The sequence below is a fragment of the Pseudoalteromonas sp. MMG007 genome (assembly GCF_018100985.1).
GTDB lineage: Bacteria > Pseudomonadota > Gammaproteobacteria > Enterobacterales > Alteromonadaceae > Pseudoalteromonas.
Genome location: NZ_JAGJEI010000002.1, coordinates 177,340 through 193,810 on the forward strand (window position 1 = coordinate 177,340; position 16,471 = coordinate 193,810).

The 16,471-nt window shown below is 38.3% G+C and carries 9 protein-coding genes; all 9 read right to left on the reverse strand.

The features are described from left to right. Positions 1 to 60 precede the first annotated feature (60 nt). Positions 61 to 1,815 (reverse strand): DUF3466 family protein, encoded by a 1,755-nt coding sequence (locus tag J8L71_RS04645; protein WP_210999485.1) that lies wholly within the window; start codon positions 1,813 to 1,815, stop codon positions 61 to 63. 11 nt (positions 1,816 to 1,826) lie between these two features. Then, the gene (locus J8L71_RS04650; RefSeq protein WP_210999486.1) at positions 1,827 to 3,743 is read right to left on the reverse strand and encodes an ABC transporter ATP-binding protein; all 1,917 of its coding nucleotides are present in this window, start codon (positions 3,741 to 3,743) and stop codon (positions 1,827 to 1,829) included. Positions 3,744 to 3,758: 15 nt separating this feature from the next. After that, complete coding sequence (locus J8L71_RS04655; protein ID WP_210999487.1) at positions 3,759 to 3,998, reverse strand: glutaredoxin family protein; 240 nt, start codon at positions 3,996 to 3,998, stop codon at positions 3,759 to 3,761. Beyond that, the gene (gene rlmKL, locus J8L71_RS04660) at positions 3,991 to 6,108 is read right to left on the reverse strand and encodes a bifunctional 23S rRNA (guanine(2069)-N(7))-methyltransferase RlmK/23S rRNA (guanine(2445)-N(2))-methyltransferase RlmL (RefSeq protein WP_210999488.1); all 2,118 of its coding nucleotides are present in this window, start codon (positions 6,106 to 6,108) and stop codon (positions 3,991 to 3,993) included. The genes J8L71_RS04655 and rlmKL overlap by 8 nt, the downstream gene beginning before the upstream one ends. A 91-nt stretch (positions 6,109 to 6,199) precedes the next feature. Beyond that, positions 6,200 to 6,730: a cell division protein ZapC domain-containing protein gene (locus J8L71_RS04665; protein WP_210999489.1), complete on the reverse strand. Its 531-nt coding sequence runs from the start codon at positions 6,728 to 6,730 to the stop codon at positions 6,200 to 6,202. Between the two features lie 127 nt (positions 6,731 to 6,857). After that, positions 6,858 to 7,868: a quinone-dependent dihydroorotate dehydrogenase gene (gene pyrD, locus J8L71_RS04670; protein ID WP_210999490.1), complete on the reverse strand. Its 1,011-nt coding sequence runs from the start codon at positions 7,866 to 7,868 to the stop codon at positions 6,858 to 6,860. A gap of 118 nt (positions 7,869 to 7,986) precedes the next feature. Further along, positions 7,987 to 12,828, reverse strand: coding sequence for an NAD-glutamate dehydrogenase (locus J8L71_RS04675; protein WP_210999491.1), 4,842 nt, complete (start codon positions 12,826 to 12,828; stop codon positions 7,987 to 7,989). Positions 12,829 to 13,036: 208 nt separating this feature from the next. Next, positions 13,037 to 15,358 (reverse strand): MMPL family transporter, encoded by a 2,322-nt coding sequence (locus J8L71_RS04680; protein WP_210999492.1) that lies wholly within the window; start codon positions 15,356 to 15,358, stop codon positions 13,037 to 13,039. Then, positions 15,358 to 16,353 carry a YCF48-related protein gene (locus J8L71_RS04685; RefSeq protein WP_210999493.1) on the reverse strand — a complete coding sequence of 332 codons (996 nt, stop codon included), beginning with the start codon at positions 16,351 to 16,353 and terminating at the stop codon, positions 15,358 to 15,360. Before J8L71_RS04685 ends, J8L71_RS04680 begins: the two co-directional genes overlap by 1 nt. Positions 16,354 to 16,471 lie beyond the last annotated feature (118 nt).

Genomic DNA, 16,471 nt, shown 5'->3' on the forward strand with positions numbered 1-16,471 from the left:
ATAGACGAAAAAAAACCAACTTTATTAAGTTGGTTTTTTTGTGGCTTATGTATTTAATTTTTAAAAACGAAATACACGGCGTAAACCAACTAACGGTAGTAGCAGTAGTGTATACCAAGGAAAGCTTGCAGAACTACGCTCGTACTCTTCAGCTTCTGGCGCTGCACAATCTTCCACTTCACCATTTTCGATAGGTGTAAGTTTTACTGCTACAGCAACACTTTCGTATTCGATTTCACCGTTGATGTCTGTAACAACACCACCTAAAGTATCACGCTTTTCTACTGTTTTAGTCGCTGTGCCAAATATTTCATTATTCTCATTAATCGATGTAGCTTCTACCATTGTATAACCGTAATCGGTTTCACCATCAGTGTCATAACATGGCAGTAAATCGTTTAAGTTAGTGATTTTATCTTCACCAATTTTATAAATAAACGCTTCTTTACGGCGTGTATTATCAGAAACACCAACTTCACCTTCACCAACAATATAACCTTGATTATTTATATCATTACCGTAAGAGCTTGAGCTATTAAAGTAATCTGTTGGGAATACAGTATTACCCGTATTAATGTCATGGTAAAAGAACTTACTTCTTCTAGTATTTTCAATAAATTTAACTGCGTTACCAGTAATAACGTCGTTATCGTTAATTGCTATTGCACTACCTGAGATCCAATCATCTTCTTGATCTATAAAGTCGGTTACGCCGCCGTCTTTAAAATACACAGGCATAGTGATAATAGAATCATCGTTTTTGTAATAACGTGTATTTGAAGAGCCAACAATTGTACCATTTGAATTAATCGCTAAAGCGGTACTTGTAAACGCGTCGTCTTCTGTTTCATCTTCATCAGGGGCAAGTGCTAAGCCTAGCTCTTCAACTGATGTAATATTTAATGACTCATCAAGTTCCCATTTTACTGCACGTTTATTAAATAAACCTCTGGTAATATTAGAGTTTAATAAGTTAATGCACACCGATGTAGGTTCATCTTCATTATCACAGTTATCCTCAATATCCTCTTCTCTTTCAAGCGGAATATCTACAGAGACATTACCTACTACAGTGTAGCCACTGTTTGTTTTGACAATATCGTTAGCGCGACTTGTGCCACCATATTCATTAAACTCTGGCTCTAACGGCACTTTTACTCCGTTGGCACCAATTACAACTCCACGCTCAATAAATTCATGCGTAAACCATGTTTCTTCTTCGTCTTCGTCGTCAGGTGTAAACGCTACTTTGTCGTAAGGCGCGCTTCCCCAGCCTACCATTACACCGTCTTCACTAACTGCGTTAAAAATATTTGTTGTTGAACGCGTCAGGCCATCGTAATCAACAGAGGCTATATCAAATAATGGCTGCTCAACGACTTGCTCATCAGTAAATACAACCCCCACTAAAGAGCTTAATTTTTGGTACTCATAATTAGAGGTTATGCCAAAAGTAGAGCTTGATAAAAAGCTAACCATAAAGCTATGAGCATCAGGGTTTGTATTTACAGCGTCATTAAATTCAATATCATTAAGTGTAAATGTAATTTCTTTATCACTTAGTTCAAATGCAGCTTCTTCAGAGTCGTATGCACTTTCAACTTCATTTTCACCAAAATCAATGTAACTAATATCTATTGGTAAATTATATAAACCGTTTGCGAATCCAATAATATGCCCGCTTTCGCTTACATCTGATACGTAAGAATATTTAGCGTCCTCAAGAGTCCCTAATTCACTTAACTGGTAGGTAGCACTTGTTGCGGTTGTGCTCAATGTCGCTAAAATACTTGCAGCGAGTAATTTATATTTCATTTTAATCCTTACTACTGATTCTTTAATTCTTCAAGTTCTTCCCAGCGCTCAAAGGCAGCCTCAAGGTCAGACTCAAGTTGTGCTAAATGGTTCAATGCTTTAGTGGTAACGTCACTGTCTTGTTTAAAAAAGTCAGGATCACTCACAATTGTTTGCTGAGCTTCTACTTCAGCTTCAAGTTGTTCCATTTTATTTGGTAGTTGCTCTAATTCAAGTTTTAATTTGTAAGAGAGTTTATTGTTTTTATTTTCTGCTTTAGCTACAGGCGCGGGTGCTGTCTTTTCAGCTTTTTTTACCGGCTGCTGTTGTGCTGTTTTTTCTTGTTCAGCTAAATATTTTACATACGCTTCGTAATCACTATAACCACCAACAATATCAGTTACTTTACCGTTACCTTCAAATGCCCAAACACTTGAACACGTATTATCAATAAACTCACGGTCATGGCTAACTATTAATACAGTACCTTGATACTGATTAATAATATCTTCTAATAACTCTAGTGTTTCAATATCTAAGTCATTGGTTGGCTCATCGAGTACCAAAATGTTAGATGGTTTTAGGAAAAGCTTTGCAAGGAGCAATCTGTTCTTTTCACCACCAGAGAGTGCTTTAACTGGGGTACGAGCACGAGCCGGCGGAAATAAGAAATCTTGTAAATATCCAAGTACATGACGAGAACGCCCGCCCATCATTACTTCTTGCTTACCCTCTGCAACGTTATCTTGAACTGTTGCTTCTTCATCTAATTTTTGTCTGTATTGGTCAAAATAAGCAAACTCTAGATTAACGCCTTGCTTAATTACACCACTGTCGGCTTCTAGATCACCAAACAAAAGCTTTAAGAGTGTTGTTTTGCCTATACCATTAGGGCCAACTAAACCAATACGATCGCCACGCATAACCAACGTAGAAAAATCATCTGCAATTATTTTGTCTTTAAATGCATGATTCAAATGCTTGGCTTCAAAAACTAACTTACCTGAGCGATCAGCTGTTTCAATATTAAAGTCTGTTTTACCAACTTGATCTACACGTTGTTTACGCTCGTTCCTCAGTTGCTTAAGTTCACGTACTCGCCCTTCGTTACGTGTTCTTCTTGCTTTAACACCTTGACGGATCCAAGCTTCTTCTTCGGCAAGTCGCTTATCAAACAGCGCATTTTGACTTTCTTCTACTTTTAAATCATGAGCTTTTTGTTCAAGGTACGTAGCGTAATCACCAGGGTACGATATGAGCTTCCCGCGATCTAAGTCCAAAATACGAGTAGCAACAGCACGAATAAACGCACGGTCATGCGATATAAATACAATACCGCCTTTAAACTCTTTTAAAAATTGCTCAAGCCACATAACACTTGCCATATCTAAATGGTTCGTTGGCTCGTCAAGTAATAATAAATCAGGCTCACTCACAAGTGCGCGAGCAAGTGCAACTTTACGCAACCACCCACCAGATAGCGATTCAAGTTTTGCTTGCGGTGTTAATTCTAATTGCGTTAATACTAATTGAATACGGCTGTCAAAACGCCATCCATCAGCCGCCTCTAACTGATTTGATAAACGTTCAAGTTTATTGAGTAATTTATCTGTACATTCAGTTTGTAATTGCGTGCTAACATGATGAAAATCAATGAGTAAATTAGCAATTTCAGGCATACCTTGGGCTACGTAGTCAAATACTGTACCACTGGCGCCTTTTGGTGGATCTTGCTCTAGACGAGATATTTTTAATCCACCTAATTGGTTAATTTCACCATCATCAAGAATAACTTGGCCATCGAGTATTTTTAAAAGTGTTGATTTACCAGCACCATTACGGCCAACAATACACACTCGCTCGCCACTTTCAATGACAGCATCCGCATTATTAAGTAACGCATGAGTGCCAAAGGCAAGTTGTGCTTTTAAAATTCTAATTAAATCCATAGTTCTTATTTGCTCTTAATCTGCTTGCGTCATAAATTCACGTGCACTGTGTGCACTAAAAGGCCAATATAGTTGCAGGCCTTGTTCACTTTTTAATACAGGAATACGTGTTTGATACTTATTAATAAGCTGCTCATCAGTAATTATATCAACCAATTCTAATGAGCTTGAGGTATCAAGCAAATCAGTAACTAGTTGCTCAGCTTGCTCACACAAGTGGCATCCATCTGTATGATACAAAACCCATTTAGCCATGCGTAATTAACCAGCTATTGTGAATTTTTTTGTTACGCTTAAAATCTGGCGATAATGTTTTTTCAGAAATATTAACTGCTTTTAAACCTAAACCAATTAAGCCTACTTCGTCCATAACAAAACCACGCTTGTTATTTGAAAATATTAAAGTACCTGAAGGGCTTAAAATCTTTTTAACCCAAGTTAGTAGCTTAATATGGTCGCTTTGCACATCGAACGCATCTTTCATACGTTTAGAATTAGAGAATGTAGGCGGATCTAAAAATATTAAATCGTACTGTGCTGTTGCATGCTCAAGCCATTTTAAGCAATCGGCTTGTTCAAAACGATAACGTGTATTGCTTATATTATTTAGATCAAAGTTATCTTGGCCCCACTTTAGGTAGGTTTTAGATAAATCAACAGTAGTAATCGCTTTTGCGCCGCCAAGAGCTGCATGCACAGATGCACTACCTGTATACGCAAATAAATTTAAAAAGCGTTTATCTTTGGCATTTTCTTGAATATAACGGCGTACTAAACGATGATCTAAAAACAAGCCTGTATCTAAATAATCAAACAGGTTAACTTTGAATTTTGCGCCAAATTCTTCAACTACCATAGTACGATTTTGCTTTGCCATAGGTGTATATTGCTCTTCACCCTTTTGCTTTTTACGCACTTTTACAGCAATGTTTTCTGGTGCGATATTTAACTGTTGTGCAGTTAAACTAATCACATCTTGAAGACGTTTATCTGATGTTTTTTCATCAATTTCTTTGGGTGCTGCATATTCAAAAATAACAGCCGAATCGCCATATACATCTACTGCTACGTTGTATTCAGGAATATCAGCGTCATAAACACGGTACGCTTGCACCTCGTTTTGTTTGAGCCAGTTTTTTAACCCTTGCTTATTCTTTTTCAAACGATTAGCAAACGACATAGAGCCTTCAAAGTTAAGCGCTGGCTTATCTTCAGTCGTTAAACTAACTTGCTTATCATCCAATTGGTATAGATTAAGCTCAACATCAAGGGGTCCATTTTTAAACTTGTAACGTTTAAGCCTGACTAGTTTTAGCAGTTTAAATAAGCTCTCATCCATGCCCAGTAAAGCAAGTTTCCAATGGTTAAAGTGCTTTTTAAAACCAACACCCATATTACGGTGTAAATTTACAAGCTCAGCCATAGAGCCAATCCGTTCGCCATAAGGTAAGTTTGAAATAACGACCCCTGGTAACTTAGCAACGGGAGTTAATTTTGTCGCATCACTTTGTTTAAATTTAATAACCGTATCAAGCTCAGCTCGCTCTGCGTTTGCTATAGCTTTATCAAGTACTTGGGCGTCGTAATCGTGACCAATTAACCATAATTTAGGATCGGTGATTTGCGCTAATAACTCTTCACGAAGTTGTTTAAATTTAGCCGCTCTAAAGCTTGGCAAACGCTCAAAAGCAAACCCTTCTCTAAATAAACCCGGGGCTTCATTGCGTGCCATACCCGCAGCTTCTATTAAAATAGTGCCGGCACCACAACATGGGTCAAATAAAGGTTGATTCACGTTATCAAGCCAGCCACTTCGTTTAATAAGTGCAGCTGCTAAGTGTTCTTTAATTGGCGCTTTACCTTGACCTTGACGGTAACCACGTTCAGATAAACGCGGGCCAGAATAGTCAATGTACATTGAAACGCCATGACGATTAAGACGCGCAACAACGCGCACGTTTGCATCTTGTTTATCTACATTTGGGCGTTGTTCATATAAATCATTGAAATAATCTACAATGGCGTCTTTAATCACTAATCCTGAAAACTGCGTGTTTTTCAGTGAGTCATTTGTACCATTGAAATCTACAGCGAACGTTTGGGTAGGACCAAACCACTCTTGCCAAGGTTGCAAGCGAGCAAATTTGTATAGGCTATCTTTGTCATTAACGCCTTCTTTTTCTTCGATAAGCATAAGCACACGCGTAGCAAAACGGCTTGATAAACACACCTTTTGCGCCAGTAATGAGTCAGCCTCAAAACGAACAGAACCCACAGTTTGCTTAGACACAATTGCGCCAAGCTCTGTTAGTTCATCAACCAATAAATTTTCGATTCCGATAGAAGTAAGTGCGATAAATTGCAAAGTAATAACCCTTAATAGCTAATTGCGCAGGATTATAACATAGGTTGGGGAACAAACGCGCCATAAACACACGTATAAACGTTAAATTTGGTTATGCTGTTTGGCTATGATATTGCTGGTTTAAAAGTGGGTGAACGCGATTGTTTAGTACACGGATCACTTCAAACTGCTCAAGAGATAAATTATCATCAAGTTTAAAGTTTTCGCTTAAATTAATGCAAATAGAAGCATCAGGGCAATGCTCTACAATTAAAAACTCACCAATTTGTACTTTAGATGCAAGCTTAATTATTGCCTCAACGCTTGGCTCATTTCCGATATATTCTTGAAAAAACCAACTTTTAGCAAGTACAGGTTTTAAATGAAATTTTACAGCTGTAGCATTTAACGCTATCTGGCATATTTGAGCTGGTTTATATAAATTAAAACCATCCAAGTAATTATAGACTTGTTCATAAAATGCAGCATCTTCAAGGCTAAAGCGAGGATTACTAAATACGCAGTCGGTAAGTTGTCTTAATTTATAAGGTGTGCGTAATTGCATATTATCGTCTAAATCGAGTAGTAAACGATTTTGTTTAGGACAAGCAATCCACTGCCATTGCTTTGATGCTTGTAACATGTGCTCCTCCTTGGATAACGTAGTAGATAAATAATGCAATAAGCTTAAAGTATAACCGCTTTTGACCATTTTATAAATGCCTGCTTAGAACATTTATTGAACGATCAAAAGCTTAGATAACTGATCCTTATAAGCCGTTAACGATCGACTTGACCAATTGTGGACCTTTGTAGATGAACCCAGTATAAACCTGAACCAAATTTGCACCGGCATTTAACTTTTCTTTTGCTGATTGGGCGTCATCAATACCCCCTACCCCAATTATTGGTAAGTTACCTTTGGTTAGGCGCTTTAATTCGCTAACTACATGCGTAGAGCGCTCTCTTACAGGTAATCCAGATAAGCCACCCGCTTCATCAGCGTATTGTTGACCCATTACGGCACTGCGTTCTAGTGTGGTATTTGTTGCAATTACACCATCAATTTTATTACTTAATAATGATTCGCTTACTTGTGCTATTTGGATCTCATCAAGATCTGGCGCTATCTTTACAAGCATTGGTACTTGTTTATTGTGCTTTGCAATTAAATCTAACTGCTCATTTTTTAAACTTTGCAATAAGTCATCTAGTGCTGCGCCATATTGTAAGTCACGAAGTCCTGGAGTATTTGGTGATGAAATATTGACGGTAATATACGAAGCATGTTCAAACACCTTACGCATACAATGAATATAATCATCCTTACCTTGTTCGTTAGGCGTATCTTTATTTTTACCAATATTGATGCCTAAAATACCTGTATAGTTCGCGGCTTTTACATTACTAACTAAATTATCCACGCCTTTATTATTAAAACCCATACGGTTAATAATCGCATTTGACTGAGGAAGTCTAAATATACGTGGTTTATCGTTACCCGCTTGTGGACGGGGTGTAACCGTACCTACTTCTACAAAACCAAATCCCATTTGGCTAAAAGCATCAATACATTCAGCATTTTTATCAAGCCCAGCCGCAAGCCCAACAGGATTTTTAAACTCTAGCCCTAAAAAGTTTACTGGTTTATCTGCGATGCTTTGAGACCAAGCCGCATTAAGTGGTGTATTAGCAAAACGACGAAGATTATTAAGTGCAAACTCATGTGCCCACTCCGCATCACGGGTAAACATAAAACGGCGAGCTAAATCATAAAACATTAATATAATCCTCTTTAAATTGCAGACAAAAAAATACCTCGGACAAGGCCGAGGTATTATATAGCAATTTTCAAAATTAACTGATTATTTACTAAATAAATAACCGTTAAATGTTAGATTATTTGCCCGATGTATCACAGTTATGGCTTAACAACATCAATTCACGAAGCGCTACTGAGAACTTAGCAAAGTCGTGGCTTTGTGATGTTTTAAACTCAGCAAGCATTTGCTTCCAGCGCTGAAGTAATAAATCTTGGCTATCCATCCATTGATCAATTTGTTTATCAACATCGTTGTCATCGCCTTCAAAGCTATTTAATACAACTTCAGACAATGTACGTTGCTGCCAATCTAGTTCTTCACGGTACGAAGAACGGGCAAGCGCTTGCCAATGGTTGGCAACAGGCTGATGCGTTATTTGATCTAAGAACCAATGTAAGCCCATACGCGCACCTAGTTTAAAGTAGGTGTTTGATACCATAGAAATATTTTTACTCGAGCTATTTGCTATTTCTGCTAAATCCATCACAGAAAATAAACTAGATAAAGACACAATGCGTTTAGCAATCTCTTTAGGTACACCGCTTTGAACTAGCTTATCTGACTCAACAACTATACGCTCATTCTCTTTTTCAACCATGTAAGAGTTTAAGTTCTCACTTAAGTCTTTAAATATTGGTGCAAAGAATTCGATTGATTGTTCAATAGTCAGCGCTTTATTACGATGGCGTAAGAACCAACGCGTTGCACGACGTACCGTACGACGAAGTTGGTAAAGCATCTCAGTTTGAACTGATGCAGGAATTTTATTATCAAGCGCACTGATAGAAGACCAGGTATCACGCATTTCAAATATTTCACTGGCAATTGAATAACACAGTGCTATTTCAGCTTCGTTTGCACCTGTTTCTTCATGCATACGTACCATGAAGTTTAAGCCCATGTCATTAACGATATTATTAGCAAGTTTAGTCGCTATAATTTCTTTACGTAATGGGTGATTATTCATCGCATCATTAAACTTCTCACGTAATGGACGTGGGAACGATTTAACCAGTAATTGGCGGTAATAAGGGTTTTCAGTAATCTCTTCTGTTACTAATGACTCTTTTAATACCATTTTTGCGTAAGATACAAGTACAGAAAGCTCAGGACGAGTTAAATCTTTACCCGCTGCTGCACGTTCTGCTAATTCTTCATCTGAAGGAATAAACTCTATTGCACGGTTTAATTTGCCTTCTTTTTCAAGTGCATGAATAAAGCGAATCTTTTCTTTAAGGGTTGAAGCCCCTTTAGACTGTGTGATAGAAATTGTATGTGTTTGACGGTAACAATCTTTAAGTACTAATTCAGACACTTCATCAGTCATTGAGTACAATAGCTCATCACGCTGTTTACGCGTTAAATCACCTTCGGCTACTAAACCATTTAATAAAATCTTGATGTTTACTTCGTTATCTGAACACGCTACACCGCCAACGTTATCAATAAAGTCTGTATTTACACGTCCGCCTTTAGCTGCAAACTCTATACGACCTAACTGCGTTGCGCCTAAGTTACCACCTTCACCAATTATCTTAGCACCCAACTCTTTACCGTTGATACGTAGTGCATCGTTTGCACGATCCCCAACATCTGCATCGGTTTCATTAGAGTGTTTAATGTATGTTCCGATACCGCCATTCCATAATAAATCAAAGTTCATCATTAATGAGGCTTTCATCAGTTCATTTGGCGTCATGCTCGCTTTTTTAGTGCCCAACATTTTTTTCATTTCTGGGCTAAGCGTAATTGATTTAGCTGCACGAGAGAAAACACCACCACCAGCAGAAATTAATTCTTTATTGTAATCTTCCCACGATGAACGCGGTAAATTAAATAAACGCTCACGTTCTGGGTAAGAGGTAGCTGCATCAGGATTTGGATCTACAAAGATATGCATGTGGTTAAATGCTACTTGTAAACGAATATGCTTAGATAACAACATACCATTACCAAATACATCACCCGCCATGTCACCAATTGCCACGACAGTAAAATCGGTAGTTTGACAGTCAATATCCATTTCACGGAAATGACGTTTAACAGACTCCCACGCACCTTTGGCAGTAATACCCATTTTCTTATGGTCGTAACCAACAGAGCCGCCTGATGCAAATGCATCACCTAGCCAGAAGTTATATTCATTTGCTATACCGTTTGCGATATCAGAGAACGTCGCGGTTCCTTTATCGGCTGCAACTACTAAGTAAGCATCGTCTTCATCGTGGCGAACAACATCTCTTGCTGGCATAATTTCACCGCGTTCAATGTTATCTGTTATATCTAAAAGCCCACGAATGAATATTTTATAACACTCTTGGCCTTCTTTAATAAACGCTTCGCGCTCACTGGGTAGCTGTTTACAAACAAAACCACCTTTAGAGCCTACAGGAACAATTACTGTATTTTTAACTTGTTGCGCTTTAACTAAGCCTAGTACTTCAGTACGGAAATCTTCACGACGGTCTGACCAACGAAGTCCACCACGGGCAACTTTACCATAGCGTAAATGCACACCTTCAACGCGCGGAGAATATACAAAAATCTCAAATGCAGGAAGCGGAAGTGGTACATCTGGAATTAGGCTTGGCTGTATTTTAAACGATACATACGATTTAAACTGCCCTGTATCATCTTTTTGGAAATAGTTAGTACGTAACGTAGCAACAATCATATCTACGTATAAACGTATAATACGGTCATCATCAAGGTTTGCTACGTTTTCAAGCTCTAGGTATATTTGAGTGCTTAACTTTTCGAGAGTTTTAGCACTTGCAGGACTTTTAACTGAGAACTTTTTAGCAAATAAATTTACAATTTGCGCTGCAATATTTGGATAATTTGCAAACGTGCTCTCAATGTAGCTTTGCGAGAAAGTAACACCGATTTGGCGCATGTACTTAGCGTAAGCACGTAAAATAGAGGCTTCACGCCCTGTTAAGCCGCCCATTAACACTAAACGGTTAAAGCCGTCATTCTCTAAGCGGTTGCCCCAAACGTTAGTTAACGCAGCACGAAAACGTGCTGAAATTTTATCAAAGTCAGCCATCCCTTTGCTATCAATTAGCATCGAGAAATCCATGATCCAATTAATACGCCCATCGCTTGTTTTAACTGAATATGGCGTTTCGCCAACAACGCGTAAGCCAAAGTTTTCAAGCATTGGCATAACATCAGATAAATGAATTGGCTCATCTTTATGAAATAAGCTTAAACGCACAATATTGCTGTTTGCTTCTTCTTGCGGACGGTAAAACAGCATTTCTAGCTTGTTCTCGTCGCTAAGTAATTCTAACTTTTCGATATCTACAACAGCTGCACTTGGCAATACTTCGTCTTTGTATGAGCGTGCAAACGCATTGCAGTATTTACGGTTTAAATCGTTACCGCGTGCTTCACCTGCTGATTCTAAAAGTGCAGATTGTAGTTTGTCTTCCCACGTACGCGCAGCTTCTACTAAATTATTTTCGATGTCTTTCACGTTATATTCGATATTGTTGTCGGTCACACGAACGGTGTAATGAGTACGCGCAAGTGTTGACTCAGAGAAATAGGTAGTAAATTCGACTTTATTGTCAGAATTAAATGCATTAGCTAATATGTCTTGGGTTTCACGGCGCAGCGCCGTGTTATAACGCTCACGCGGAACGTAAACCATACAAGATAAGAAGCGACCATATGCATCTTTACGTACAAATAAGCGACACATGTCACGCTCTTGTACTTGTAAAACACCCATAGCTACTTCTAAAAGCTCATTTTCGCGAGCTTGAACTAACTCATCACGTGGGTATGTTTCTAAAATATTTAATACTGCTTTGTACGCATGTGTCCCTTTAGCAAAGTCACACATTTCCATAATGCGGTTAATTTTACTTTTTAATACAGGTACATCTGTAGCACTATTATTATAAAAACTTGAAGAGAACAAACCAATAAAGCGATCTTCCCCTATAACATTACCTTCATCGTCAAAACGTTTTATACCTACATAATCAATATAAGCTGGGCGATGCACACGAGAAATAGAATTAGTTTTTGTTAAAATAAGTAAATTGCTGCTGCGTGCTTCTTGGCGAGCGACTTCTGGTAATTCTGACAGTAAACGACTGTGCTCCTCGGTTGAGTTTTTCATCAAACCAAGGCTCGTGTCCATTTTACCCTTTAACTGGTAATCACCTTGCACTGGGCACAATTCATATTCGCGGTAGCCCATTAGTGTAAAGTTATCTTTAGCTAACCAATCTAAAAACTCTGTTGTTTCTGATATTTCATGTTCGCTTTTTTTATGGTGGCGCTTTGGTAACTCTTTAATTACCGACACTAATTTTTTACGAATAGGCTGCCAATCATCAACAGCAATAGATACATCAACTAATACAGACTCAAGTTCTTTTTTGAAAGACTCAATCACCGATGTATCGGTTTGACGGTCAATTTCAATAAAGAAAACTGTTTTGGTCGATGTTGATTCTTGCTCAGCTTTTAAATTAGATAAGCCAGAAATTTTTGCGTCGCTATCGCGCTGAATTTTTAACGGACAGTGAAGTAATAAGTGAGAGGCGATATTTTCGCGCGTCATGGCCATACGCACTGAGTCAACTAAAAATGGCATGTCTTTCGTGATGATTTCTACGATAGTGTGTGACGACTGCCAGCCATCTTTTGCTACTTCAGGATTAAAAACGCGAATAACAGCGTCATCAGTGGTGTTTTTTTCTAGCGAATTCCAAAGGCTTAGTGCTGCACCATATAGGTCACTATCGTTGCGGTTTGCCAAATCCTCTTTAGACATGTTGCTGTACAAGGCTTTGGCGAATTTTTCAACGAGTAACACATTATCAGCGTGAACTTTTTTCTGGATAAGCTTACAGACATTATCTAGGATAACCGAGGCTTGGCCTTCATTTCGTGTCATTGTATGTTCCTTAATCTATTACTGCTATAAGCAGAATATTTGCACAGCGTATTATTAGTGTGGAGTCAGTTAAATTCTAACCCTTTTGCAGCTAATAAACAGCCTTTTCGATGAAAACATTTTAAGCATTTCAGCTATTTGGTCATCTATTCACAAATTATAGATATAAATGGCCTATACAGGCCATTTAGGAGCAAAATTATTCACTTTATTTTTTCTGGTCAGTCCAGAGCAGGCTGCCAATTGCAGGTAATAACAGCACTGCACCTAGCATATTTACTAAAAACATGAAGGTTAGCAGTATACCCATATCAACTTGGAATTTAAGATCTGAGAAAATCCAAGTACTCACGCCTATGGCAAGTGTAATACCTGTAAACAATACCGCACTTCCTCGCTCTACAAGCGCATTACGATAAGCAACACTAAGCGGTACATTTTGCTTAAGCTGACCCATCATTGATGACAGTATATAAATGCCGTAATCAACACCAATACCAACACCTAACGCGATAACTGGCAAAGTAGATACGGTTAAACCAATTTCTAATTGCACCATCAGCGCTTGTGCAAGTGTAGATACGATGTAAAGCGGTAAAACCACTGCTATTGTTGCTTTTATACTTTTAAAGCTTAGTAAGCATAAAATGATTACAGCACCATACACATAAAGCATCATAGGGATCTGCGCCTCAGATACTGACTCATTGGTTGCAGCCATAACACCTACGGGGCCTGATGCTAATCTAAAGGCTAATTTGTCTGTTCCCTCTTCTTGTGCAAATTGCTTAACGCTTTGAATGACCGTATCGATTGTTTGCGCTTTATGATCATCTAAAAATATAATCACAGGCATAACCGAGCAATCACCATTTAAAAGCCCTGTGCTGGTTTCTACTCGCGCTGTTGATTGCACTAAGCTTGCAGAATTACGCGGCAGGCTTTGCCATTTTAAATTCCCTTCGTTATAACCTGCGTTAACAGATTGCGCGACTGAGCTCAGACTCACAGCAGATTGCACACCAGCTACATTTTCAACTTTATATTGAAAACGGCTAATACGCTCCATAACATTATGTTCGGTACAGGCAGCTGGGTATGCCTCTACAATCACTTTCAAAATGTCTGATGAGATAGTGTATTTATCAGAGATTAAAAAAGTATCTTGGTTATAGCGAGCATCTTGATGCAATGACGGTGCGCCTGCGTGTAAGTCGCCTATACGCATTTTATCTGCTTGCCAATAACCTAAGGCAAACAATATAAGCGTAAAGCCAATAATCATTTTAGCGATTTTAGGATCGGTTGCTTTTACTAAAATGTCTCTGATTTTATCGAGCATATTTGGTTTTTCAGCATCGCCTGATTGAATATGAACACTGTTTTCAAAGTTCATATATGAGGCCCACACTGGTAACAAGATTAAATTAGTAAAAATAATCACAGCAACACCTAAGCTTGCTGTTATCGCAAGCTCGCGAATGATACCAATATCAATCGTAAGTAAGGTTAAAAAGCCGACTGTATCTGAAAGCAGGGCTATACCTCCAGGTACTAACAAAGCTCTAAAACTTGATTGACAGCATACACGCGTAGTTTTTCCTTCACCTACTTTTTTACCAATCGCGTTTATCATTTGCACGCCATGGCTCACACCAATAGCAAAGACTAAAAACGGAACCAAAATAGACATTGGATCTAGTCCAAACCCTAAACTTGAAAGCAGACCCAACTGCCACACTACGGCAATAATTGAACACGCTATAGGTAGAACAGTCAGCTTTAAGCTACCGCAAAATAGCCAAACCATAATGAAGGTAAATGCAATTGCAATCGCAAAAAACAGTACAACCCCTTTTGCCCCCTCAGCAATATCACCCGCCATTTTGGCAAAACCAATTATATGAATACTTACTTCGTCTGTACTTAACGGCTCTCTTAGGTCGGTTTCAAGTTTTTGTGCAAATGCTAAGGTGTCTAGTTTTTGTTGGGTTTGAGGATCAGTTTCGAGCAGTTGAGCAGTCACCATTGCACAAGAGTAGTCACTTGCAATCATGCGCCCTACTACTTTAGCTTTTTCAATGTTCTCTTTTACAACACCTAAACCACGCGCATCGGCCTTAAAGTTTGCAGGAATAATTGGGCCGCCAGCAAAACCATCTTCTACTACTTCAACAAAACGAGCACTTGGAGAAAATATTGAGTTTACTAATGGACGGTTCACACCAGGTATAAAATAAAGCTGATCATGCACTGCTTTTAATTGAGTAAAAAACTCAGGATTGAAAATATTACCGCTGTCGTCACATACCGAAATTAAAATACTATTCGCGCCGCCAAACTGTTTTTCGTGTTTGGTATACACTTTCATATAATCGTGATTTAACGGTATGTTTTTATTAAATGACGCATCAAGTTGAATTTGAGTCGCCTTAAATACAAGCAAACAGGTTATAAGTGCAAAACTTATAAGCATAATTAAGCGATGTCTAAAAATCGCCTTTTCAATAAAATCGAGTAACTTATGCATTAAGGGGTTAACTCCTTCACTTTAATGCCGTCTTCAGTCGCCATAATTAGTTTATTATTTAAAATTGCGCCATCAAGAATGGCTTTGCCATCGGGAAGTTGTTCATGCGTTAACAACCCATCTTGCAGATGAAAAATAACACCGCTATTAGCAAGCATTAGCCATTGTTTATTATTGTAATTAATAATGCTGTTGATGGTGGCTGTTTTAATATTTTCGAGATGCTGCCATTGCTCTTCATTATTTTTCTTAACAAAAACATTACCGCGCAGCCCTGCTACAATTTCTTGCTTACTATCAGAAGCTAGAGCGAAAAATGAACCTGGGTATATTTCTTCAAGTCGCACCCAAGATTGCCCATTGTCGGTGCTTTTAGCCATTAAACCCATTTCACCAACGAGCATTAAACCATTATCTGTTTTTTCTATACGGTTAAAATGCGGCAAAATAGAGGCTGTTTCAGCTTCATAACCTTCTGGATCAGTTTCTTTTAAATCGTTTAAATAGTCTCTGTCTTCACTGTATAATAGCGAGTCTAAAAAGCGCTTTTGCCAGTGTTTTCCACCATCACTAGTATAATAAAACATGCCGTATGCACCGACTGCAAAGCCATTTAAATTATCTTCAAATAAAATATCGAGGCAAGGTTTGTCTAATTCGGGTTTAGCTTGTTGTAGTTGCCAGTTGTTACCGCCATCAGTCGTATTAATAATTGTCGCGTCGTGCCCACACGCCCAACCATTTTTTTCGTTGCTAAAATCAACAGCGGTCAATAGCACTTGAGTAGGTACAAGTTCAGCTTGTTGCCACTTATCACCTGATTGACTGTTTATTACTGTGCCATGCTTACCAACTGCAATTAAACCATTACCTGTATCTGTAATATCGGTTAATAGCGTTTTATTTGCATTAATTGCACTGATTGCATTTTTAGGAGCTTCTTGTGCAACACTCGCACCGCTTATAATCAGGCTGGCATATACCAAATACTTCATAAATTTTAATCGCCTTGAACGAGAGAATTGTTTGTCTTTTTACTGAGGGAAGCGTTGCGCGCTATAAGACAAACGCGATGAGAAAGGAAAAAGCACTTAACAAAGTTAAGTGCTAATT

Excerpts from the sequence above, each read along its gene's own strand:
- J8L71_RS04675 (WP_210999491.1), bottom strand. The coding sequence starts at position 12,828 with ATGACACGAAATGAAGGCCAAGCCTCGGTTATCCTAGATAATGTCTGT.
- J8L71_RS04680 (WP_210999492.1), bottom strand. The coding sequence starts at position 15,358 with ATGCATAAGTTACTCGATTTTATTGAAAAGGCGATTTTTAGACATCGC.
- J8L71_RS04645 (WP_210999485.1), bottom strand. The coding sequence starts at position 1,815 with ATGAAATATAAATTACTCGCTGCAAGTATTTTAGCGACATTGAGCACA.
- J8L71_RS04650 (WP_210999486.1), bottom strand. The coding sequence starts at position 3,743 with ATGGATTTAATTAGAATTTTAAAAGCACAACTTGCCTTTGGCACTCAT.
- J8L71_RS04665 (WP_210999489.1), bottom strand. The coding sequence starts at position 6,730 with ATGTTACAAGCATCAAAGCAATGGCAGTGGATTGCTTGTCCTAAACAA.
- J8L71_RS04655 (WP_210999487.1), bottom strand. The coding sequence starts at position 3,998 with ATGGCTAAATGGGTTTTGTATCATACAGATGGATGCCACTTGTGTGAG.
- pyrD (WP_210999490.1), bottom strand. The coding sequence starts at position 7,868 with ATGTTTTATGATTTAGCTCGCCGTTTTATGTTTACCCGTGATGCGGAG.
- J8L71_RS04685 (WP_210999493.1), bottom strand. The coding sequence starts at position 16,353 with ATGAAGTATTTGGTATATGCCAGCCTGATTATAAGCGGTGCGAGTGTT.